The organism is Alicycliphilus denitrificans (genome assembly GCF_044792555.1).
Lineage (GTDB): Bacteria > Pseudomonadota > Gammaproteobacteria > Burkholderiales > Burkholderiaceae_C > Alicycliphilus > Alicycliphilus denitrificans_A.
In genome coordinates this window covers 674,076-697,140 of record NZ_CP126238.1, presented here as the reverse complement: position 1 = coordinate 697,140, position 23,065 = coordinate 674,076, and the positions used below count along the sequence as shown (strand labels likewise).

Sequence of the window (23,065 nt, the reverse complement as noted above, 5' to 3'; positions counted from 1 at the left end):
ATTAAGCTCCATCACGCCATCATGCCGCGCGGGCTTCAAACACCCGCCGGGCAGCAGCCAGGCCGCGCAGTGCGCGCTGCTGTCGCCGGGCAGCGATTTCTATCAGCTTGGCCGGCGTGCCTACGGCGCTGGCAAAGTCTTTGAAGAAATGGTCGGCGGCGTGGATGAAGCCTTCAGAATCCATGCCCAAACGGGCCAGGATGGGTGGGGTCGTAGCGGGGATGGCGCCGCGCTTAGCCGGGTTTACAGCGCGGCCCATGGAGTCCACCAACTCAATGTACTCTTGCAAACCAAAAGGAATGGACTGCTCAAAGCGACCGGTCGCATCAAAGGGCATCAGCGGCGCTTCTGGCAGCGCGGCAAGCTCTGCTTCTGGTAGCAGACTAGGCAGTGCCCCTGGGGCTTGCGGGCTTTTATCAGAAAAACTGGGCGGGTTGTCAGCCAACACCACAGGCGCCAGTACCGGCACAAAACCCTGGCCCTGCAACTCGGCCAGGCGTGCGGCAATCGAAGTGTGGGCACTGTCCGGCAAGCTCTCTGCGATGCCGGCACGGATGGGGTTCAAATCCACATAGGCCATGGCGGCCAGCAGGGCTGGCTCATCCAGCAATGCTTGGCTCTTGAAGCGCCCTTCCCAAAAACGCCCAGTGCAACCATCCTCGGCATTGGCCTGGCGGGCAATGGTCTCGTTCAGCACCCGCATGAACCACGACACATCGGCCAGCCGTTGCCGGTACTGCGCGGCAAACTCGCCCACCTTGTCCAACTCGGCCTGGCCCAGCGAATCGGTAGCGCCACCCAAGTAACGCCGCACCAGCACCGGGCCGGCAAACAGCTGCGTCCAGCGGCGCAGTACTTCATCGTCGCTCAGCGTCTCGGCACGCGCCGCGTCCACGCGTAGCACTGCGTGATAGTGGTTGCTCATGACGGCATAGGCCGCCACGTCGATGGTGAAGACCGAGGCCAGCTCACGGATGCGGGTTTCGATCCAGCCCCGGCGGTGCTCAAAGTCGCAGCCAGTGGTGGCATCGTAGCCGCACAAAAAAGCGCGGCGCACGCAGCGGTTGACGACGTGGTACCAGGGCGTGTCGGCCAGCGAAATGAGGGATGAGCGGGGACGGGTCATGGGCGCGAGTTTAGGGGGTGCTGATTATTTAGGCAATTAAAGTGGGTGTCCTTTTATTAAAGAAAGTGGGTGTCCTTTTTATTCCCACGAATGCGCGTTTCAATCCAGCCCCGGCGGTGGTCAAAACACTGGCCGGAATGGGCATCGTGACCGCACAGGAAAGCCCGGCGCACGCAGCGGTTGACGACGTGGTACCAGGGCGTGTCGGCCAGCGAAATGAGGGATGAGCGGGGACGGGTCATGGGCGCGAGTTTAGGGGGCGCTGATTATTTAGGCAACTAAAGTGGGTGTCCTTTTTATTCAGGGATGAGCGGGGACGGGTCATGGGCGCGAGTTTAGGGAGTGCTGATTATTTAGGCAATTAAAGTGGGTGTCCTTTTTATATGAGAAGTGGGTGTCCTTTTTATGGTTTAGGCATTTATTCTCCTTTTATTCATTACATGTGAGTCCATACACAGACGTGGAAAAGCCGCCGGGCCTTGCGGCGCGGCGGCTTGGCATTCACCGGTCACCGGGCGGTCAGACCACCCGGCCCGCGGCGATTAGGCCCACAGGATGTCACCACCCACGATGGCAGCCGTGCCCACGAAGCTCACGACCAAGTCGTTAGCGTCCAGCCTGTCGTCGCCGTTCACGTCCACATACAACGTGGTATTGCCGCCAGCCGAGAAGGCTGCAACAGCGTTGCCACCGAACTGGCCGGCCCCACCATTCAGCGCAGCAGCAGCGGCCGTGACGTTTTGCAGCTGCGTGTCAAAGCCGAAGCTGCGCAGGTCGATCACGTCAGCGCCAGCAGCCTTGAAGCCGGTGATCACGTCCATGGCGCCTTGCTGGGAATCGCCCACGTTGAACACCAAGCGATCCACCCCATTGGATCCGGCCAGGTTGATGGTGTCAGCACCCTTGCCGCCACTGATGTTGTTCAGCGCAAGAGCAGCAGCAGAAGTCAGCGTCAGCGTGTCATTACCCGCGCCGCCCACGAACACGAAGCTGGGCGTGGTGCCGGTAATGTCAGTATCGGTGTTGTTGACCGTGAAGGTCTGAGCGCCGGTGCCAGCCGAGGCATCCACCGTCAGCGTCGTGCCGGTAGCGCCGTCACCATCGCCCTTGGCCACGGTCACGTTGTTGTTGCCGGCGCCACCGGTCTTCACCGTAGCGCTGGCGGCGTCGGCCAACAGACCGAACGTAGCCGTGAAGGCACCCTTGACACCCGAGGCATCCACCGAAGTCAGGCCCGTCAGATCGGTCAGGTCAGCACCCAGCGTACCCAGAGCCACGCGGCTGTCGGAAGTCACGTTCAGAGTGCGCAGTGCGTTCCCCACCATAATGTCCTGAACGTTCACGGCGTCGTCCGCGCCCACGTCCGAGAACGTCAGGTTCATGGTTTCGACGTTGTTGCCGCTGTTATTCAGCACACCGATGGTCACCACGCCATTGGCACCCAGCATGGAGCCGGCGTTGCCGTAGGTGACGTTGATCACGTCGGTGGAACCGGTGGCGTTAGACAGGTTGAACTGCACGTTGCCGAAGGTGGCCTGCTCGGGGTTGCCGATGACGTTGGCCGCGCCCTCGCCCTCGAAGGCGAAGGTGGTGCCGGACTTCACCGAGGTCACGTTGGCGATGGAAGCAGCAACGCCCGCATTCAATGTCTCGGCGACGGCGATCAGGTTCACGCTGGGGGCGTTGACCAGATTCAGGTTGGTGGCAGCCACGCGCGCCTCGACCTGCTGCACGTTGGTCAACTTAGCAGCCTGGTTGCTGCCGGCGTCCGTCAGCACGACGCGGTTGGTGCCCGCGCCCAGATCCACGGTATCGGCAGCGGTCAGGCCGGACATGACCACGGTGTCGTTGCCGGAGCCGGTGGTGATAGTCTGGTCGCGGCCGCCGGCGGCTGCCACGCCCAGGAACAGGTTGCCAGTGGCGGCCGAGGCATCAACGGTGGTGATCAAGTTGCTGTTAAAGCCTTGGCCGGGGTTGCCATCACCGTTGCCCTTGGTACCCACGCTCAGGTTCTGATCGCCGGAAACCGTGACCTTGGAAACGTTGGCCGACACCACGTTGCCCAGCACGCTGGCAGCGCCCGAGGCGGTGATGTTCAGGGTTTCGATGCCATTGGCCGTAAAGGTGGCACGGTCGGCACGCACGCCGGCGCCGTCCACGGTCAGGTTCAGCGCGTCGGCGGCACCAGCCACGACAGTGGCGTTGAAGTCCACGCGGGTATCGGCATTGGTGTTGCGCACCACCACGTCCACCAGGTTCTTCAGATTGGAGAAGCGCAGGACAGCGGCTTCGGCGGAGCCGGCGTTGATCACGGTCTTGACGCCGTTGGCATCGCTCATATCCAGCACAGGAGCTGCGCCCTTGGCATCGATGGAAACGATTTCGATACCGTTCAGCGTGGGGCGCGAGCCACCAACCTGCTGCGCGAACAGGATGTCGTCGGCAGCGGCAGTGCCGGTCAGGCGATCGGAGGTGGTCAGGGTCTGCTCATCGAGGCCGGTGAACTGGTTGTAGTCCAGGTAACCGCGGATTTCATGGCCGCTCACCACGTCGGTGAAGCGCGTCAGGCTGGTGACGCCCGAAGCGTCGTCACCCTGCTGGGGCGTGTTGTTGTTCGGGCTGCTGGAATACTGGTAGGCGTTGGTGACTTCCTGGTTCCACTTGGCGGCCGCAGCGCCGAAGGTGACGTCGCCTTCCAGGCCGGACAGGATCTGGCCCAGCTGCAGGGCGATGATGCCGATGTTCTTGGGGCCGTTGGCGGCGATGTAGTCGGTCAGGGCCGATTCCAGGATGGCGTTGGACACGCCCATGTTGCCCAGCAGCAGGGCCGACAGGTCGGCCGCGGTCTTGCCCACGGCGTACTGTGCGCCCACGGTCTGGGCAAAGGCCAGCTGCGATGCGGCGGTGGTGCCGGCGGTGGCGACCTGGTTCACGTACACGCTGTGCGAGGGCGAGGTGTTGGCCAGGGCACGGTTGACCATGCTAACCACTGCGTCTGCGCCAAATACTTGTTGAGGCATGTGAGTCTTCCTTATCGGGATGTTGAAAAATTGAAACTCGTTGATCACAGAGCAGGCAGTACCCACCCGGCTTGACAAGTTCGCCGGCGATTATGCATGACGGGTGCGCGAGGCAACCAGCCGGGCAAGCCCTCCGATCAAACTTGAGCGCCAGTCTAGCGGCCTTGTGCGCAGAGGCTGGTGACGGGGATCACAGCTTTTGGCGCTTTGCCGCAGCTTGGTGCTTTTTTGCAACAGCGCAAGTTGCGGCAGCTATTGAGTTGCCGGGGCACGACGTGCAATGTCTACCCACCCGTCATCCCCGCGACAGCGGGGATCCACAGCAGCGGTGACGAAGCAACGGCTCGGGTGGCTCTGGGATCCCCGCCTTCGCGGGGATGACGGCGGTTTACTCTTCAACAGAATTCGCTACTTGGTTCGCATTTTATATAGCAATCTCCGCAGCGTTGGCGCTGCTTGGCGGCTGTTTTCCCTGATTAGCGACATATCTCAGACAGCACTCGGTCAACAAACGCCACGTCATTCCGGCGAAAGCCGGAATCCAGCGGTTCGAGTGCTGCGAGGCTCCTGGATTCCGGCTTTCGCCGGAATGACGGTGATCTGAGGCATGCGCCTAATCAGGTGTTTTCCCTTTACTACTGGCGCTTGTGCAGGGACACAGCTTTTGGCAGTCCCCAGCCCTTGGCCAAGGGGCGGGTTTTGCTCCTTCCCCCGCTGGGGGAAGGCAGGGATGGGGGCCGGCTGGCGGTGGGCGCACAGGCTGATGGAACAACCGCCGCTGGCCTCCACCCCCACCCTCCCCCAGAGGGGGAGGGAGTGAAAAACCGGCGCCCCTCACCAGGCGCTGCGCAGGGCCAGGTAGGCGCCCTGGCTTTTTTGCTGGAACAACACCAGGCTGGCGTGCTGGCGCTGCCACTCCAGCCCCAGGGCGATGTGCCAGCCCTCTGCCAGGGAGGCCAGGGGCCAGCTGTATTCGGCGCGCAGGGCCAGGCGCTGGATGTGGCGCCGGGCGTTGTTCTGCAGCAGGCTGTTGTAGCCGCTGGCGTCGGCCTGGGCGTAGGCCTCGGCGTCCAGCAGCCATTGCTGGCGCGCGCCAGCGCCCTGGCCGACGGCGATCAGCCGCACCGAGGCCTGCTGCTGGCGCCCGCCGGCGCGGCCGGGGTCTTCAGGCTGGTCCACGCCCCAGCGCAGGCCGGCCTGCCAGGCCTGCAGGCCCAGGGGCTGCGGGCCTTGGGCCGGGCTGGCTTCGCAGGTGTGCTGCAGCAGCAGGCCGCCGTAGTGGCCCGAGAGTGCGGGGTTGCTGTAGAGCCGGCGCTGCTGCCATTCGCCCCCGAGGCGGCTAGCGCAGCCCGCGCGCCAGCGCGGCAGCTGCCAGCCGGCGCTCAGGCCGGCAACGCCAAAGCGGGTGCCGGCGTTGCTGTGCAGCCGCCCGATGCTGGCGCCGGCGTAGTGGCTTTCGCCCTGGTACTGCACGGACCACTGGGCGTGGGCCAGTCCCGCCTGGTGGTTGGCGCCGGCACGGCCGCCCACGCTGGCGGCAAGCTGCCAGGGGCCGCGCTCGGCGCTCCAGCCCAGTTCGGTGCGCCCGTAGCTGCCACCCTGGCGCGCGTAGCTGGCATCGAGCGGCAGCTGCACGCTGTAGCCGGGCAGGGTGAGGGTGAGGCTGGCGATGTCGGGTGCGCCCAGCAGGTTGCTGTCGTAGCCGGCCCGGGCGCTCAGCTGCCAGTGCTGGCGCCAGCCGGCCTGCACCGGCGCGGCGCTCCAGCGCGCCAGCTGCTGGCTGATGGCTTGGCGCAGCTGCGGCGGCAGCTGGGCCTGCTGGTGCAGGCTGTGCATGAGTTCGACGGCGGCCAGCCCGTCGCCGCTGCCAGCCAGGGCGATGGCGTATTCCATCTGGGTGGCCCAGGGGCTGGGTTCGAGCAGCAGGGCGCGCTCCAGGTACTGGGCGGCTTCGGTGTAGCGGCCGAGCTGGTTCAGCGCCCAGCCGGCCCAGGCGAGCCAGGCGCTGTCGTCCTGGCATTGCGGCAGGCGCGCCAGTTCGTCCGGCAGCGCGGCCTGCAGTTGCGCGGGGGTAGTGGCGGCGCGCGCCTGGGGGCCGGGTTCGCAGGCGGCGGGCTTGGGGGTGTTGCCGGCGCCCTGGGCAACGCCCGCGCACAGCAGCAGCGCCAGGGAGGCGGTGGCTTTGATGGCAGCCAATAGCCTGCCATGCAGCGGCTCTTGCTCCTTCCCCCTCTGGGGGAAGGCGGGGATGGGGGCCGGCTGGCGGTGGGCGCACAGGCTGATGGAGCAACCGCCGCTGGCCCCCTCCCCCACCCTCCCCCAAAGGGGGAGGGAACCAAAGGCGCGCCCCGAAAAGGGGGAGAAGGCAAGAGACGCATCCACCAGCGGGGGGTGAGTGGCCGCTGCATCATGGACATGCTCAGCCATGCCCACGCTCGTCTGCAGGGCCGGCGCTCAGCGGGTAGGCATAGATGTGGTGCGGCACGCGCAGGCCGTCCAGGAAGAACATGCCCAGGGATTCGAGTTCGGAGGTTTCGATCTGAGCGGCCAGGCCTTCGCCTACCAGGATGGGGTGGGACAGGTCGGCGGTCATGTGGACCAGGCGGCTGGCGATGGTGACGGTGCGCCCCATGACCATGTGGGTGCGCCGGCTGGCCTGCCCGAAGGAGCCGGCCATGGCGGGGCCGCTTTCGAGGCCTATGCCCAGGGCCAGGGGTTCGAGCCCTGCGGGGGCGGGGTCGGGCAGCACGGCCTGCATGGCGGTGTTCAGGCGCACGGCGGCGCGCAGGGCGCTGCGTGCGTTGTCGCCGCTGGCTTCGGCGGGGTTGCCGCCGTACCAGACGGCGAGGATGGCGTCGCCCTGGAAGGCTTCGAGCACCCCGCCTTCGGCGGCGACGATGTCGGTGGCGGTGGAGAAGAAGGCGTGCAGCACGGCGGCGGCCTCTTGTGGCGGGCGTTCTTCGCAGTAGGCGGAGAAGTTGCGGATGTCGGCGAACATGACGCAGACCTGCTGCACGCTGGCCTTGATGGCGCTGGAGGGCGGCTGCAGCGCCAGTGCCGCGGCGACGGGCCGGGGCAGGTAGCTGGACAGGTGGGTGTAGAGGCGGTCGCGGTCGCGGCGGCTGCGCGCGTGCTCCAGCGCGGCCCACAGCAGCGCGGCGCCGGCCAGGGCGACCGCGGGCGCGAGCCAGCCGACCCACAGGTCTTGGCGCAGCAGCAGCCAGGCATGGGCGAGCAGCAGCAGCAGCAGCCAGCCCAGCGCCACCAGGGGAAGCCATTGCACGGGGAATACGGGCCAGGCTTGCGGTTGCCCGGCGGCCCCGGGCGCGGCGATCCGGCGCCGCTGCAGCAGGGTCATGAGGGCGAGCCCGGCAAGCACGGCGCCGCCTTGCAACAGCAGGTGGCCCTGGGGGGTGTAGGGCAGCCGCCCGTCCATGGCGGCGGTGAGCAGCTGGGCGTGGGCCTGCATGCCGGCTGCGGCACTGCTCAGCGGAGTGGCGATGCGGTCGTTCATGCCGAATGCGCTGCTGCCCACGAGTACCCAGGCGTTGTGCAGCAGTGCGGCGGGCACGCGGCCGGCCAGGAGGTCGGCGGCGGAGATGCTGACGAAGCTTTCGGGTTGCAGGCGCCAGGGCAGCAGGATGTCGCCGTTGCTTTGCAGGGGTACGGCGGCAAAGCCATTGTTGGCACTGCGCAGCTGCCAGCTGGGTTGCAGCCAGCCGTTGCCGCGCGCGAGGCTGACGTGGCTTTCGCCGCTGGCCTGCATGAGCGCGACCAGGGCGAGGGCGCCATAGGCGCGGTCCTGGTAGCACAGCACGGCGGGTTGCCCACGCACGACGCCGTCGCCGGAGAGCCGGGGGGTGATGTGGCCGACGTGGGCGCCCTGCGGCAGGAGTGCCCCATCGTTGCCCAAATATCCGCTGGCGTTGGCGAAGGGCACGGGGCAGACGCTCCAGTCCCAGGCGCCGGCGAGTTGGCCAGCCTGGACGTCGTCGCCCTGGCCAGGCAGTGCGAAGACCTGGGAGAGCACGGGCGAGCGCTGGGCGATCTGGCTGCGCATGGCGTCGTCGCCGGGGCGCGCGTCGGGGAACACGACGTCCCAGATTTGCAGGGCCACGCCGTGGGCCGCGAGCTGCTGCATCAGCTGGGCGGTGCGTGTGCGCTCCCAGGGCCAGGGGCCGAGCTCCTGGAGGCTGCGCTCGTCGATGTCGAGCAGGATGAGCCGGCGCTCTGGCGCCTGCGTGCTACCGGCGCGCCAGATCCAGTCGGAGACGCGCTCTTGCAAGGGCTGGACGGTGCCAGGGATGAGCAGAGCCAGCACGGCCCAGAGCACCCCCCCGGCCAGCCAGGCGGTCGCGGGGATCCAGTGGTGTCGTAGCGTCTGCCACAGGAGGGGTTTGCGAGGCGGCAATCAGCGCCCCCACAGGGTCATGCCTTGGAGCATTCCTGACGGCACGGCCTTCTGGAACAGGTAGCCGGCTTCGCGCCCGTTGCCGCTCAGGCCGCCTTGCACGCTGACGTTGCCGCTGGCGGCACGCATTTGCCCCAGGGCGTCGATACTGCCCGCGGCCTGCACCACGTCCTGGCCCAGCTGTGGCCCTTGGACCTGCAGGCGGGTGTCGAAGCGGCTTTTGTCGAAATCGACCTTCAGGGTGGCTGCGCTGATGCTGACGGGCTCCAGCGGCTGGTCTGCGGGGCGCACCACGCTGGCGGCGGCGCCGGTGAGCTGGAATTGCGCCACGCCCGCCCCCGGAGCGTAGGCGATTGGCTGGCTGCCTTCCATCTTGCGCAGCAAGGTGTAAGCGCCGTTGCCGGCCAGGCGTTCGTGGGCGCTGAGCATGGCGGCGTCCACCTGCTGGCTGAAGCTGTCGCCGCTCAGCGGCTGGGCCCAGGCATACCGCCCCCAGTGCAGGGTGCCGGCATCGGAGGCCTGTGTTTCGGCCAGGGCGCTGGTGACGGCGCCGGCCAGGCGCGATTCGCTCAGCAGCGGCTTGTCGGCGGCGGCGGCCAGCGTGGCGGCATCGCCCAGCGGCCGAGCCCGGTGGTCAACCCCGGTCCGCGCGACAGCCTGGGGCAGCGAGGCGACCATGAAGTCCTCTGCCGGCGCCAGTTGCGGCATGCCTTGCAGCCGCAGCATTTCGATCATCTGCCCTTTCATGTCGGCGGAGAGCAGGCGCCCGTCCTGGCAGGAGCCCAGGCCGCGGCCACATTCGCCCTGCAGGGAAGCGACGGTGATGGCGCCGGTGAACACGGCGGCGGCGGTGCTGTGGTCGTTGGCCTTGACCACGAAGTCGGTTCCCTTGACGCCGATGGCGGCCAGGGGGGTGTTCAGGCGGAAGCGCTCGCGCGCCGCCCCGCCCCATTGCCCGGTGATGGAACGCATCACGCCTTCTTCAAGCTTGAACTTGATGGCGCCAGCCTGGGGCTGATCGGCAGAATAGGCGTAGCTTTGTATCTGCATGCGGCTAGAGGGTCGCACGCTGACGAGCGCACCGTCGACAAAGCGCAGGTGCACATGCCCGCCGAGTTCGGTGTGGATGGCATCGCCCACCCGGATGGTGCTGCCGCGCTCGACCCAGGAGCTGCGCCCGTCGGCATGCACGATGCGCGCCTGCCCTATGACCAGCGTGGCCTGGGCGACCACGGCGTCCGAAGGAGATGCCTGCACCCCGGGGACGGCTGCCAGCAGGGCGGCGATGGCGATCCGCTCACTTATTGTGCGTATTGTTTTGGGCAACATGTTTCTTCACCTTTATCCCAGACGGTTACAGCGCACTGCGGGCGTGATCCGGTGGCGCTTGCACAGAACCACACGAGTTTGCCGAAGAGGCATTGATTAACCTGATCAGTGTGGCACGGTATCTGTCTACAACGCTGTGCCCCCCGTCACATCCGGCACCAATTGAGGCGACCGCCTGGCACCAAGGGGCCGCAGTTTGCCAGATACACTCGCGCTCCATGTCCGTTTCGGTTCATCTTCTGGAGGAATTTCCCTTGCTGCAATCACTGGCGCGAGGGGAGCTGGAAAATCTGTCGGGCCATATGCATCTGCGCTCTTTTGCACGCAAGGCCATGGTGCTGTCCAAAAATGATTCGCTGCATGAGCTGGGTTTTCTCGTGGAGGGCCGGCTGCAGGGGCTGGATTTTACGGTGGATGGCCGCAGCGTCGGCCTGTACTTTGTCGATCCGGGCGATTACTTCGGAGAGTTGACCATGGTGGATGGGCAGGCGCCCGCGGAATTCATCATGGCGACCATGAAGTCCACGGTGGCGTTTGTGGACACCTCGATTGCCCGCCAGGTGATCCTGGGGCATCAGGAACTGGCGCGGGCGGTCATGATGCGTCTGGCACGGCGCATTCGCCTGATCACGGCACAGCGCACCTTGCTGAGCCTGCCAACGCCTTTCCAGCGCCTGTGCGGCCTGCTTTTACAATTGCCGGCGCAACCGCTCGACAACCTGACGACGATTGAGCCGGTGCCCACACACCAGGAGCTGGCCATGATGATCAATGCCAGCCGTGAGACGGTGACTCGCGCCTTTCAACAGCTGTTTGCCCAACGTGTGCTGGTACGCGATGGCGATTCTCTGCACATCATGAATTTGCCGTATATCCAGGATATTGCCCAAGGCCGCATTGCCGCCCCCAAGGCTTGAATACATTCACCCGTTGCTATTTTGAATTTTTTTTCTTCCTATCTGCTTCCCTGGTCCCAGGCGGGTTTGATCCGGCAATTTGCCAGCCGTGATATTCAGGCAAGATTTCGCCAGTCCTGGCTAGGCATGGCGTGGCTGGTGCTGGCCCCGCTGTTCATGCTGGTGATTTACACCCTGGTCTTCAGGCATGTGTTCCAGGTGCGATGGGCGCCCCCCGATGAGGGCAATATTGCGTTTGCCCTGCGCCTTTATACGGGCCTGGTGGTGTTCAATTTTTTTGCCGAGTGCATGAACCGGGCGCCGCATCTGATGCTGGAGCAGCCGCACCTGATCAAGAAGGTGGTGTTTCCGCTGCAGATATTGCCCTGGTCCTGCGTGCTGGCAGCCGGCGTGCAACTCCTGCTGGGCGGCGCCATTTTGCTGGTGCTGCATGTGCTGGGCCTGGGGGCGCCGCCGGTCAGCGCACTAGCCTTGCCCTTGGTGTGGCTGCCCTTGCTGCCGTTGTGCCTGGGTGGGGGATGGCTGCTGGCGGCCGTCGGGGTGTATATCCGCGATATCGGCCATGTCGTGGGCATGGTGGTGGGCGCGCTGGTGTTCATCAGCCCGGTTTTTTTTCCCATCGAGGCCCTGCCGGGCAAGGTGCAGCAGTGGATGTGGCTGAATCCGCTGGCGCCGATCATGACGCAGACGCGTGCCGTGCTGCTGCAGGGCGTGTGGCCCGACTGGTCGCAGTGGGGGCTGAGTCTGCTTGGCTGCTCTGCGCTGGCTTTGCTGGGGGCAGCCGTGTTTCACCGTTTGCGCCAGGGGTTTGCCGATGTCCTCTGACCTGGCCATTGATGCACAGGCGCTGTGCAAGCGCTATGCGGCGTACGGCCGCCCCTCGCAGCGGCTGATGCAGTTGCTGTGGGGGCGCAGGTCGGGCGAGGAGCAGTCGTTTTGGGCCTTGCGGGATATCGACCTGCAGGTGCCCCGCGGGCAGGTGGTGGGCCTGGTGGGGCGCAACGGCGCGGGCAAGTCCACCTTGCTGCAATTGCTGTGCGGCACCTTGCCGCCTTCTTCGGGCCGGCTGCAGGTGCATGGCCGTGTGGCGGCCTTGCTGGAGCTGGGGGCTGGCTTCAACCCTGATTTCACTGGCGTAGAAAATGTATTCATGAATGGCGCCATTCTGGGAATGAAACGCCAGGAGATTGAAGAGCGGCTCGATAGTATTCTGGCTTTTGCCGATATTGGAGATTTTGTCCACAGGCCGGTCAAGACCTACTCCAGCGGCATGTTTGTGCGCCTGGCATTTGCGGTGGCCACCAGTATCGAGCCCGACATATTGATTATTGATGAGGCGCTATCGGTAGGCGATGGGGCGTTTGCCCGTAAATCGTTCGATCGCATCATGCAGCTCAAGGAGGCGGGAAAGACTATTTTGTTTTGCTCGCACTCGATGTACCAGGTGGAGGCGCTGTGCACGCGCGCCATCTGGCTGGAGCATGGGCGCATGCGCATGGATGGCCCGGCCGCCGATGTGACGACGGCGTATGCCGCCAGCCTGCACGAGGGCGCTACGCAGCCCAGGATGAACGCGTTGGCAACGGCTTCAGGCGCCGTGCGCCCAGGCTCTGGCACGGGCCGCATCGTGCGGGCCGTGGCACGCACACCCACCGAGGTGGGCAGCGAGGTGCAGGTGTTGTCGGGCAGCACCGATGTGGAGTTGGAACTGGCGTTCGAGATCGATCCCGCCTTGCCCACCCCGGGGGTGGCCGTGGGGCTTTCGGATGCCAATGGCATGACGATTGCCAGCGCCACATCGGTGAACGACGGCGTGCTGCTGTCCACCGATGCCCAGGGGCGGGGGCAGGTCAGCATCGTGTTCAAGAGGCTGCCGCTGCTCAAGGGCTCGTATTGGGTGACCTGCTTTCTGAGTACCGAGGATGGCGTCCACCCCTACGACCAGGTTACCCATTGCCTGCGGCTCAATGTGACGCAGACGGGCCTGGAGCAGGGTGTGGTGAGCCTGCCGCATGAGTGGCGCGTCAGCCGCTCAGCCCCATGAAGATGGTTCTTGCACCTGAGTCGCTGGACATTGCGGGCCAGCGCTTTAGCTTGCGCGATCTGGCGCCAGAGGACATGGCGGATGTTCTGGAGCTGCACCGGGAGGTCTTCGGCTCCTGCGTGGATGCACGGTGGTTTCACTGGAAATATGTGGCCGGGCAAGGCGAGGGGGTGGGGCTGTGGCGTGATGCGCAGCTGATTGCCTTTTGCGGCGGCACGCCCCGGCAGGTGCTGCACAGGGGTGTGCCTGCGCGCTGGCTGCAGATTGGCGATGTCATGGTCTCTCCCGCATGGCGCGGCCTGTTCACGCGCAAGAGTCCGTTTTTTCGTGTGAGCGAGCGCTTTTATCGCAGCCGGCTGGGGTGCGGCAGGGATTTTTCGGCCGGGTTTGGCTTTCCCAACCCGCGGCATTTGCGCCTGGCGGTGAAGTCGGGGCTGAGCCATGACGCGGGCGAGGTGGGCGGCCTGCAATGGCAGGGTGACAGGGGGGCTCCGCCGTTCTGGTCGCGCTGGCAATGGCGCTTCGAATCCTTGGACCCCGGATCGAGCACCTTCGATACCGCCGTGGATCGCTGCTGGGAGCGGATGCGCGCCGGCGGGCATCAAGGCGCGATCGGTGTGCGTGACGCCAGCTATGTGCGCTGGCGGTTTGTGGAGCGGCCGGACAAGGGTTACCGATTCATGGCGCTGCGCCGCCGCTGGCAATCGGAGCCACTGGGCATTGCCGTGCTGGCCCAACCCGTGGGCGCCGCAGAGCACCTGCCTTGGCTGGACTGGGTGGGGCCGCGGGACTTGCTTCCGGCGGCCTGGGCCATGGCCATGTGGCAGGCGCGCCGCGATGGCGCTACCGGCCTGAGCTGCTGGGCCAGTGCGGCCGTTGCCGCAGCGCTGGCGCCCACCCGGCCCGTGCCAATGGGCCCCGTGGCAAGTGTCGGCGTGCCTACGGCCTCGACGCTTGCCATTTCGGACGTTGCCGCGCTCGGCTGCTGGTGGTCGGGCGGAGATACGGATTTTCTATGACTGCTTCCCCGGTTGCGCCGCTGGCGGCGCAGCATGACAACCGTTTTGATTTTTTGCGCCTGTTCGCCGCCTGGCTGGTGCTGCTGAGTCACGGCTTTCCGCTGGGCGGACAGCCCGCGCGCGAGCCGCTGGCAAGCACGCTGGGGCTGGATACGCTGGGCGGCGTGGGGGTCACGATTTTTTTTGTCTTGAGCGGTTATCTTGTCAGCCTCTCGCTCTTGCGCAGTCCAAGCCTGTGGGTTTTTGCGCGGCGCCGCGTAGTGCGGATTTATCCGGCCCTGGCGGTAACCTGCCTGTTGTGCGTGCTGGTGCTGGGGCCTGTGGTGACCCAGTTGCCGCTGGATGTCTATTTTCGTGAGCGGGAAACCTGGAATTACCTGAAGACGGCTACGGCATTCAGTATCAAGTTCACGTTGCCGGGGGTGTTCGCCGGCAACCCTCTTGCCAATGCCATCAACGGATCCTTGTGGTCGCTGCCCTACGAAATCAAATGCTATGTGGCATTGGCCGTGCTGGGTTTGCTGCCGGGCTCCCTCAGGTTCAAGAGCCTGGCGGCATTCGGCATACTGCTGCTGTCGCTGCTTTTCAGGCCCGCGGCACCGGGCCTGGGGCTGTTTGATTCCTTTGCCGGATTGGATTTTTACGACAGCAAGCTGGGCCTGTCGTTTGCCGTGGGCGCGGTGTTTGCTGCGTGGAAAGACACTCTGCGCCCGTCCTTGTGGGCGGGGTTGGCGCTGGTGCTTTGCGCGCCCTTTGCACCCCATGCCCCTCTTCAAGTTGCCTTGTGGGTTGTGGGCTTGAGTGTGTCGGTTCTGTGGCTGGCCTTGTATGGCAAGTGGCTGCCCGTCATTGCGCAGCGATGGGGTGATTGGTCTTATGGTATGTATCTTTATGGGTTTCCGGTGCAGCAAGCGCTGGCCTATGCGGGTGGCCATCAGTGGGGGGTTGGATGGTTTGTGGCGCTCAGCACGCTCCTGACGCTGGTGTTGGCAGGTCTTTCGTGGCATGCGATCGAGAAGCCTGCCATGCGCTGGAAATAAGGGGCTCTTGATGCAGCTTTCATCGCCCAATGGGCTTCGTCTTGGACTCGTCACCTGCGTCAGCCGGCTGGATGTGCTGACTCAGCGCCTGGCGCTGTCGCCCTGCCTGCAAAAGGGCGGGCTGCCCTGGACGGCGCATTTCAACTGTTCCAGCGCGGCACAGGCTTTCAATCAGGAACTGCGCGCCTGCGACTCGGTGGACTGGCTGGTGTGGGTCCACCAGGATGTTTTTCTGCCGGAAGGCTGGGACCGACAATTTCGGCATGCCCTGTCGCAGGCCGTGGCCCGCTGGCCTCACCTCGCGGTGGCGGGGGTGTATGGCGTGCAAGGCGCAGGGGCACAGGCAAGGCGTGCAGGGCATGTGCTCGATCGCGGCCAACTGCTGCGCGAACCCGCCCCCCTGCCCTGCCTGGTGGACAGCCTGGATGAGTTGCTTGTTGCCGTGCGCGTGTCGTCGGGGCTGCGGATGGATGAAGCCATGGGCTTTGATTTCTATGCCACCGATCTGGTATTGCAGGCCCAGCAGGCCGGGCTCTGTGCCGCGGCCCTGGATGCGTACTGCGAGCACTGGTCGGACACGCCGGCAAGCGGGGCCATGCCCGCCCAACTCATCAGCCGCGTGAAGTCCAATGGGCAGGCCTTTGAGGCTAAATGGGCGCATCGCTTGCCTGTGCAAACGCCGTGCTTCGCCATTCATCGCCCCGGGGATGTGTCGGCCTTTGTGGACCGCATTGCCACGGAGGAAAAACCATGAATGGCCGCTTGAGGCGGTGGCTTTGGCGTTGCGCCGCACGGCTGCATCACCTGGACTTTGCGCTGTTCTTGCCGCGCCTTGCGCGGCTGCCGCTTCCGCTGGGTTACGCCCTGGCCAGAGTGCGTGGCCGCATCAACGCCCTGACGGGCCGAGACTGGCGCTCCATGGGCCTGGGGTTTCGGCATATTCATCGCCAGAGCCTGGCTGGGTATGCGCTGTTGCAGCCGTCCGCGAGTACGGCCCAGTTGAACGCCTGGAGGCGCGGTCGATTCATCTCGGAGGCACACGATGAGTACGAAGCCCGGCTGATCGCTGCGGGCCGGCTGCAGGAGCTCGGTTGTGAATTTCTTCCCGGCGACGCCCTGAGGCATTGCCAGCAACGAGAGCGTGGCCTGGTTTTGTTGACCCTGCATTTCGAGAGCTTTTTTGCCGGTGTGGGTTTTTTGGGGCGATGTGGCGCGGTGATCAACCTGATGTCGTCCGCAGTGACCCATGACCCGCGCGTGGATCCGGCGGTGCGGACGCACTTTGAGCGGAAGTACCGGGGCCTGGAGCACTACCTGAACGGCGGCCAGGTGCTCGATATGGAAATGGGCCTGCGCCCGTTCTATGCCATGCTGAACCGGCGCGAAACCCTGGTGGTGCTCGGCGATGCCCCCGTGCTGCCCCAGGGGGCATCAATGACAGTGGATTTTCTGGGAGGCCCACGCAGGATGGCGGGTGGTGGTCTGCGCATGGCCCAGCGCACGGGCAGCGACATAGGCGGATTTGTCTGCGTGCCCGATGGCACTGGGCGCTATCGGCTTGTAATGTGCGAGCCCGGTCCATCGCAGGATCCGGCAACGATAGCGCGTATTTACCATTTTTTCAGTGCGCAGATTGCTGCGCATCCGGGCGGCTGGTGGGCCAGCGATTTGCTCCCCGCCATGCCCGTGCAAGCGGGGGGTGCATGAGTTGCAAAGTTGCCGTTGTCATCCCGTGCTATCGGGTGAAGGCGCATATTCTGGGGGTGATTGCAAGCCTGGGCCCCGAGGTGACGCAGGTGTATGTGGTGGACGACGCCTGCCCTGAAGATTCAGGGCATGTAGTACAGACCCATTGCCACGATGCGCGGGTGACGGTGCTGCGCCATGCAGAAAACCGAGGCGTGGGCGGGGCCGTCAAGACTGGCTACCTGCAAGCATTGCGCGACGGCGCAGACGTCGTGGTGAAGGTGGATGGTGACGGACAGATGGATCCGCGCCTTATTCCCCACTTCATCCACCCGATCCTGGACGGCCAGGCAGACTACACCAAGGGGAATCGGTTTTATAACCTGGAGCATATCCGGCGCATGCCCGGCCTGCGCCTGATCGGCAATGCCATGCTGTCGCTGGCTGCCAAGCTTTCTTCGGGCTATTGGAATATCTTTGATGTGACCAATGGATACACCGCCTGCCACGCAAAAGTGCTTCAGCGCCTGCCTTTGGAAAAAATCAGCAACCGGTATTTTTTTGAAACCGACATGCTGTTTCGGCTGAATACCATCCGCGCCGTCACCGTGGATATTCCGATGGATGCCGTTTACGGTGATGAGCGTAGCAATCTCAAAATTGACAGGATTCTTCTGGAATTTGGAATCAAGCACTTGCGCAATTTTGCAAAACGTATTTTCTACAATTATTTCTTGCGCGACATGACGGTGGCCTCATTGGAGCTCGTTGCAGGCACAGTGCTTTTCTGCTTTGGAGTCATATTTGGTTCAATCCACTGGATACAGTCAGCGGTAACGGGCGTTCCCGCTTCGACAGGCACAGTCATGCTGGCAGCGCTGCCAGCGCTGGTAGGCTTGCAGCTATTGCTGTCCTTCATTTCATTTGATGTGGCAAACGTACCACGCCGAGCGATTCACCCCGATCTGCCAGATTCACCTGCCTCGGAAACGGCAATGCCTTCAGCACCCAAGTATTGAGTCAAAGTGAAAATCAAATCGCAATTACGAGAAATCTGGCATGGCTCATTATGGAATCGCATTGTGCTATGGCTGCTATTGACCGCAAGCGGTTGGTACCTTTCACAATGGGTTCCACCCATGCAGTCGCCCGATGAAAATCATCATATCGCCCGGGCATACCTGCTGGGACAAGGCGGGTGGGGCCTCCAGACAGCCCCAGGGAAAATGTCAGGCGGCATGATAGACGCAGGCCTGGAAGAATATATTCAGCTGAACATGTTCTTGGCAGGCAAGCCAGGATTCAAATTCACAGAACCAGAAAGAGCGTATATTCACCAAATTGCATGGCAAAGCGCATCTTCGAAAAAGTATTTTGAAATGCCAGGCACGGGATACTATCTTCCCCTGGTCTATCTGCCCCATGCACTAGGCCTGCGCGTCAGCGAGGCACTGGATCTATCCATTCATCATTCATACCAGGTTACTCGCCTCCTTGTTCTTGGAGCCTCCATGGGGCTGATACTCTGGGCACTTTCCATATTCAACCCTGGCCCTGGTGTTTTGGCGATGCTATTGCTTCCGATGACACTATTTCAGATGCTGCTCCCAACCATCGACGGCTTCACTACAGCACTCAGCCTCATGGTCGTGGCACTTTTTGCTCGAGGCTTCCAAAACGCGACCGACTCGGACGACACAATTATTTCGAGCTTTTTTGCAAGTGCATGTCTTCTGCTGGTGGTGACAAGCCGGATTCATCTTTTGCCCATGCTATTGCTTCCCTTTGTATCCAGCTGGCGGCGCCGCAAATTCAGCGATGCAGTTTGGGGTACTGGAGTGGCGGTGATTGCAGCGGCATGGATGATCCTTGCCCTGACCCAGACCGTTGACACCCGCATTCCCCGGATGCATACCACCTCGGAGCTTTTGAAACATTATTCCATCGCCCCCTGGGAATTTTTTATTGTGCTTTGGAAAACATTGTCCAGCACTGATATGCGAGAATTTTACTGGCACTCATTCATCGGGATACTCGGGTGGCTGGATGCCCCACTATTGAAAACCCACTATATCTGGATTAGCGGTGGCCTGCTGCTCTGCATACTCTTTACAATATCCCCGCCACGCTCGATGAAGGATATGGCCTTCCGATCCACAATGCTATTTATTTCAATAGCATCCACACTCCTGATTTTTTTTGCCCTGCTTATCACATGGACTCCTCATCCGACAGAAACCATTGCAGGAGTACAGGGACGATATTTTATCATCCCAGCAATCTTATTTTGCATCGCGCTCCATGGCATTAATAGCAAAAAAAATCCCGCCCAAGGCCGTACGCATTTGACAACAACAAGATCCGCCCTCTTGGGCATACAGTATCTGCTCGTCACCCTCTTTGCAGCCATGTGTTTTTTCATCTTGGTATCAAGCTTGAATGCTCGCTACTAGAAAAATGATCACCTCTATTATCGTAAATTTCCATTGCGCAAGCATGACGATCAGGGCAGTGGAAAGTCTCCTGCGTGACATGCCGGACGCTGCCATTATTGTGGTGGATAACAGCATTGACAGCAGAGAGTTGGCGGTATTACGCGCGCGCCTACCCCACCCTGGAGTTAAAATTTTAGAAAGTTCCAGAAATATAGGCTTTGGTGCAGCCTGCAATCTGGGAGTGCAAAGGAGTCAGACGGACTATGTCTTCCTACTCAACCCGGATGCTTATGTTGTACCCGGTTGTTTGGCTCGGTTGCACGCATGCCTGGAAGGCAGCAGTGAGCTGGCAGCAGTCAGTCCGATGCAGTGGTGGGACTCAGAAGGACAATGGCTACTGCCCCCCGCCTGGTTGCCCACAGGCCCTGGTATGTCGACAATGGAGGCGGCCTATAGAAGTGGACGCAGGGCTTGGGATTTGTCCATGGCTTTTCGCAAACTTGCCATTCAGGCATGGACGAATGGCACAGGCCATATTAGGCAACGCGCATTATCTGGCGGAGCTTTAATGCTGCGTAGAGCAGCCCTTCCGCCCGCCGAGGAGTTGTTCGATCCTGCTTTTTTTATGTATTATGAAGACTCAGACCTCTGTTTACGGCTGAAACAGGCAGGATGGGCGTTAGGCTTGGCGACCGATGCAGCGATAGTCCACGAATGGATTAATTCACAAAATAAATCCATACTGATGGAAAAATCAAAAAAATCTTATCTCGACAAGCATTTCAGAAAATCCACACAATGGGAAGCCCGAATGAATGCAATTATTGCCGCACGCCCACCATTTAGCAACCCACTGAATGCGACTACCCTGGAGCCTGGAACAATGGAACTTGAAGTCCCAATTTCTTTGCAATCACAGTGGCTGCTGGAGGTAAGCCCTTCTCCATTATTAATACCAGCCATTGGCCACATCGGAAAGGGCCCTCGGGCACAGCTTCCATCTATCCTGATGCAGCGTCTTGGCACGGGGCCGATTTATGCCCGCCTAGGACCTATAAATGGCTCATGCGAAGGGGCAACCACTCATGTACTCTCGTAGAAATTCACGCATACCTCAACCTTCTTGCACCAAAAAACACGAATTCTCCTAATTCCTTATTTTGGAACGAAGGAAACCCCGAAGCCTGCGTAAGGGTGCCGTTATGCGCCAAGATGTGGATTCAAGTATTTCCTTCCTTTCACGCTGCAGCCATCCAATCTCCAAGCCCATGGCAGCAACCTGCTGCTCCAGGAATGCAGCATGCTGTTGTAATTCGCCAATACTTCTTTGAGTTGCCGCAACGTTCATTTGCAGTTGCTCTACGCAGGCAGTTGCCGCGGAAAGCGCGCTCTCTTTCCATCGGTCAAGTATTTGGACAGGCAAATCCCCGCCGCATGCCATGATATTGGCTATCATCTGTGGCGAGACCAGCGCATAACCCTCTGCATAACGTACTGTTGATGGAAGAGTGTATGTTCTATAGGCATTCAATGCCTCGATAAGCCTGGGGTAGTCTTGCATGGAGTTTTGCGAAACAAAAACCTGCATAGCCTGCAATTTCAATGACCATACACTGGTTATATCCAGAAAGAAGTCAACCCTCTGAGGCGCACCAATCTCATAGAACATCAAGATGGGGGCATTTTCTCCAGCTCTCACCAATTCCGCTACGGCATCCAGGGCCGCGCGAGCCGCAGCAAGGTGATCGGGATGAACTTCCCACAATGATGGGACAAGAACCAACTCTGATTGATGAGAAATGATACGGCTGCGTATCAACCGGGAGAGATCAGGGCGAGCCACGAGGCTACGATCAGCAAAACCTGAGAAATCAGCGGGAGCAACGCCCAACGTCTCCAAGGCCTTGTTCGATTCGGCCATTCTGGTTTTATATATTGCCTCTCGATCAGGAAGCTGATGATACCCGGCACCATCGGTCAGTATTTGCACCTGAATCATCGCACCGGCCTTACGGTACAAGGCCAATAATCCACCACATCCAAATACTTCATCATCTGGATGTGGCGCCACCACCAGCACCCTCGAAACATCAGGAAGCGTGGAGGGATTTACCGGTGCGAACCATTGCTCCATGATCAGCTCCTCGACCGACCTCTGGCCTTGCGCAACAGGTGGTACATATGGCGCAGAGGATGATAAAGGCTGCGTATGCCCGGTGTTCGCAGTGCCAATGCCCGCAGGGGATGCGCTGGGACGTTGACCAGATACAGCTCTCGCGAAAGATCTTCCGCCATTTTCAGAACATCGGTTGGACTGAGCTCCACTCGCAATTCAGAATGTTTTTCTTGTGCTTTTGAGTAATAGTCATCAAGCACCTTCTGGCGCTCAACTGCTTGCGTGCTGGCACATGGAACCCGATACAAGGATGTCACCTTTGGCACCATCAAAAAATCATCGTGCAGTGAGTATCTAACCCAAAGATTCCAATCCTCCAGATTATCCAACTGCGCATCAAAACCACCGTGCTTCAAATACAAATCGCGACGAAAAAGAACGGTTTGTATTGGAAGATAATTATGATGCCAAATCAAGGCGCGATTGAATTTTTGCCTATAAACAACGCTATAAACTTCGTTGCTATAAACCCATGGCTCGTAAGTTTTTATTTTTGTCTTTACCTCAAAAGCCAAACCATATACAGCGCCCAATTTTTTATTCTTGAGCCATTCACCAACCAGAATTTCGACATGATCTGCATAAAAAAGATCATCGTCATCCAAAAAACAAATCAATTCACCCGTAGCCACTGCCAACGCTGCATTTCCTGCAATACAACGCCCCACTTTAGCCTGCGGCAAATAAATGACACCCTCAAATCTTCCGCAGCCCGCATGATTCATGACCATTTGACGTGCCGAATCCCCACCATCCTCCGCAACAACCAACTCAATGCGACGATATGTTTGCGCATCTACTGAGGTCAACGCTTCGCGCAATCTCCCTGAGCGACCAGGCGTTGTTCTAACAATAATAGAGACAAGTGGGGCATCTTGTTTATATGGCGAATGCTCATAAAACGCCCCTTCGCGCGTCATTTCATAATCCCAAAGCCTGAACCCAAACTTTCGACGGCTTTTTTTTCTTGTCAGCAAGAAAAACGGTGCCCTCCGGATAATATGGAAAAATCCAAAAAATAATTGCCGCCTTTGCCGAGGGAATTGACTGGGAACCAAAAATAATCCCAAATACATGCAGAAACCCAGAAACACCTCATCCCAACGCCCATAGCGGCACCTGAGAAGGACGTTCGCCTGCGTGCTGCCCAAAAATTGGAGCGGCTTTATTTGATTCGGTTCTTCATAGCTATGGTGCCACACTACAGACTTTGGCACATACCGTAATTGGTACCCATGATCACGCAACCGGTATGAAAGCTCGACATCTTCTCCGTACATGAAGATGCGTTTTTCATAGCCCCCGATCTTGCGAATTGCAGCCGTACGGAAAAGCACACATGCACTAGAACACCACAGCGTCTCACTCGTCACCGGGTCATAGTGTTTGGGATGCTCAAATGGTTTTTGCCGGCACTCCCAAGCTGCGACTTCCGGGGCATCCTCTTCAGCGGTCTTAAGCAATACTTCCAACGAAGAGGCTTCAAATTCAAGATCTATATTGCTGACGAGAAAGAAATCGCTTTCGACACGGCGCAGATTGGAATTATGTCCTTCTCCAAATCCAACATTACCTCCACAATCTATATGGATCAATAAGAATTGACTGGAAAATTTATTCGCAAGCTCCTTCAACAAGGACAACGTCCCATCGACCGAGCCGTTATCACGGAAATACAACCTTATGCAGCTACAAGGGAAATTTTGCCGAAGAAGACTTTCAAAAAAAGGTTTCACCCATTTTTCTGAATTATAGGTAACAACAGAAATATCAAGATACTTCAAAGCAGTTCCATTGCCGCAATAAAATAAACCACCATATACTCACCAACCCGGATGGGGGACAATGCTGTCAAAATAACA

At 60.9% G+C, this 23,065-nt stretch carries 18 protein-coding genes; 10 read left to right on the top strand and 8 right to left on the bottom strand.

Annotated features, from left to right (window positions below; genetic code table 11):
* Positions 1–19: 19 nt before the first annotated feature.
* The 6 genes from P7644_RS03290 to P7644_RS03265 form a co-directional block, all read right to left on the bottom strand.
* The gene (locus P7644_RS03290; protein WP_404301580.1) at positions 20–1,126 is read right to left on the bottom strand and encodes a transposase; all 1,107 of its coding nucleotides are present in this window, start codon (positions 1,124–1,126) and stop codon (positions 20–22) included.
* A gap of 56 nt (positions 1,127–1,182) precedes the next feature.
* The gene (locus tag P7644_RS03285) at positions 1,183–1,368 is read right to left on the bottom strand and encodes a hypothetical protein (protein ID WP_404301579.1); all 186 of its coding nucleotides are present in this window, start codon (positions 1,366–1,368) and stop codon (positions 1,183–1,185) included.
* A 300-nt stretch (positions 1,369–1,668) separates the two neighbouring features.
* Positions 1,669–4,146: a beta strand repeat-containing protein gene (locus P7644_RS03280; protein ID WP_404301578.1), complete on the bottom strand. Its 2,478-nt coding sequence runs from the start codon at positions 4,144–4,146 to the stop codon at positions 1,669–1,671.
* 834 nt (positions 4,147–4,980) lie between these two features.
* The gene (locus P7644_RS03275) at positions 4,981–6,342 is read right to left on the bottom strand and encodes a hypothetical protein (RefSeq protein WP_404301577.1); all 1,362 of its coding nucleotides are present in this window, start codon (positions 6,340–6,342) and stop codon (positions 4,981–4,983) included.
* A 223-nt stretch (positions 6,343–6,565) separates the two neighbouring features.
* Positions 6,566–8,557 carry a CHASE2 domain-containing protein gene (locus P7644_RS03270; protein ID WP_404301576.1) on the bottom strand — a complete coding sequence of 664 codons (1,992 nt, stop codon included), beginning with the start codon at positions 8,555–8,557 and terminating at the stop codon, positions 6,566–6,568.
* The gene (locus tag P7644_RS03265) at positions 8,558–9,886 is read right to left on the bottom strand and encodes a FecR domain-containing protein (RefSeq protein ID WP_404301575.1); all 1,329 of its coding nucleotides are present in this window, start codon (positions 9,884–9,886) and stop codon (positions 8,558–8,560) included.
* A 218-nt stretch (positions 9,887–10,104) separates the two neighbouring features.
* Between P7644_RS03265 and P7644_RS03260 the strand changes: the two genes are divergently transcribed.
* The 10 genes from P7644_RS03260 (at position 10,105) to P7644_RS03215 (ending at position 20,126) form a co-directional block, all read left to right on the top strand.
* On the top strand, positions 10,105–10,803 hold the full coding sequence (locus P7644_RS03260) for a Crp/Fnr family transcriptional regulator (RefSeq protein ID WP_404301574.1): 699 nt from the start codon (positions 10,105–10,107) through the stop codon (positions 10,801–10,803).
* 126 nt (positions 10,804–10,929) lie between these two features.
* Positions 10,930–11,628 carry an ABC transporter permease gene (locus P7644_RS03255; RefSeq protein ID WP_404301573.1) on the top strand — a complete coding sequence of 233 codons (699 nt, stop codon included), beginning with the start codon at positions 10,930–10,932 and terminating at the stop codon, positions 11,626–11,628.
* The gene (locus P7644_RS03250; protein WP_404301572.1) at positions 11,618–12,847 is read left to right on the top strand and encodes an ABC transporter ATP-binding protein; all 1,230 of its coding nucleotides are present in this window, start codon (positions 11,618–11,620) and stop codon (positions 12,845–12,847) included. Before P7644_RS03255 ends, P7644_RS03250 begins: the two co-directional genes overlap by 11 nt.
* A complete protein-coding gene (locus P7644_RS03245; RefSeq protein WP_404301571.1) occupies positions 12,844–13,866 on the top strand; it encodes a GNAT family N-acetyltransferase in 1,023 nt (340 codons plus the stop codon). The genes P7644_RS03250 and P7644_RS03245 overlap by 4 nt, the downstream gene beginning before the upstream one ends.
* Positions 13,863–14,906 (top strand): acyltransferase family protein, encoded by a 1,044-nt coding sequence (locus P7644_RS03240; RefSeq protein ID WP_404301570.1) that lies wholly within the window; start codon positions 13,863–13,865, stop codon positions 14,904–14,906. Before P7644_RS03245 ends, P7644_RS03240 begins: the two co-directional genes overlap by 4 nt.
* Before the next feature lie 10 nt (positions 14,907–14,916).
* A complete protein-coding gene (locus P7644_RS03235) occupies positions 14,917–15,660 on the top strand; it encodes a hypothetical protein (RefSeq protein WP_404301569.1) in 744 nt (247 codons plus the stop codon).
* A gap of 164 nt (positions 15,661–15,824) precedes the next feature.
* Positions 15,825–16,613, top strand: a complete 789-nt coding sequence (locus P7644_RS03230; protein WP_404301568.1) for a hypothetical protein — start codon at positions 15,825–15,827, stop codon at positions 16,611–16,613.
* Positions 16,610–17,611 (top strand): glycosyltransferase family 2 protein, encoded by a 1,002-nt coding sequence (locus P7644_RS03225; protein ID WP_404301567.1) that lies wholly within the window; start codon positions 16,610–16,612, stop codon positions 17,609–17,611. The genes P7644_RS03230 and P7644_RS03225 overlap by 4 nt, the downstream gene beginning before the upstream one ends.
* Positions 17,612–17,617: 6 nt before the next feature.
* On the top strand, positions 17,618–19,045 hold the full coding sequence (locus P7644_RS03220) for a DUF2142 domain-containing protein (RefSeq protein WP_404301566.1): 1,428 nt from the start codon (positions 17,618–17,620) through the stop codon (positions 19,043–19,045).
* Positions 19,046–19,049: 4 nt separating this feature from the next.
* Positions 19,050–20,126 (top strand): glycosyltransferase family 2 protein, encoded by a 1,077-nt coding sequence (locus P7644_RS03215; protein ID WP_404301565.1) that lies wholly within the window; start codon positions 19,050–19,052, stop codon positions 20,124–20,126.
* Positions 20,127–20,174: 48 nt separating this feature from the next.
* On the opposite strand, the gene P7644_RS03210 is transcribed toward P7644_RS03215, so the two are convergent.
* A complete protein-coding gene (locus tag P7644_RS03210) occupies positions 20,175–21,161 on the bottom strand; it encodes a PIG-L deacetylase family protein (protein WP_404301564.1) in 987 nt (328 codons plus the stop codon).
* A 2-nt stretch (positions 21,162–21,163) separates the two neighbouring features.
* Positions 21,164–22,987, bottom strand: a complete 1,824-nt coding sequence (locus P7644_RS03205; RefSeq protein WP_404301563.1) for a glycosyltransferase family 2 protein — start codon at positions 22,985–22,987, stop codon at positions 21,164–21,166.
* Between the last annotated feature and the right edge of the window lie 78 nt (positions 22,988–23,065).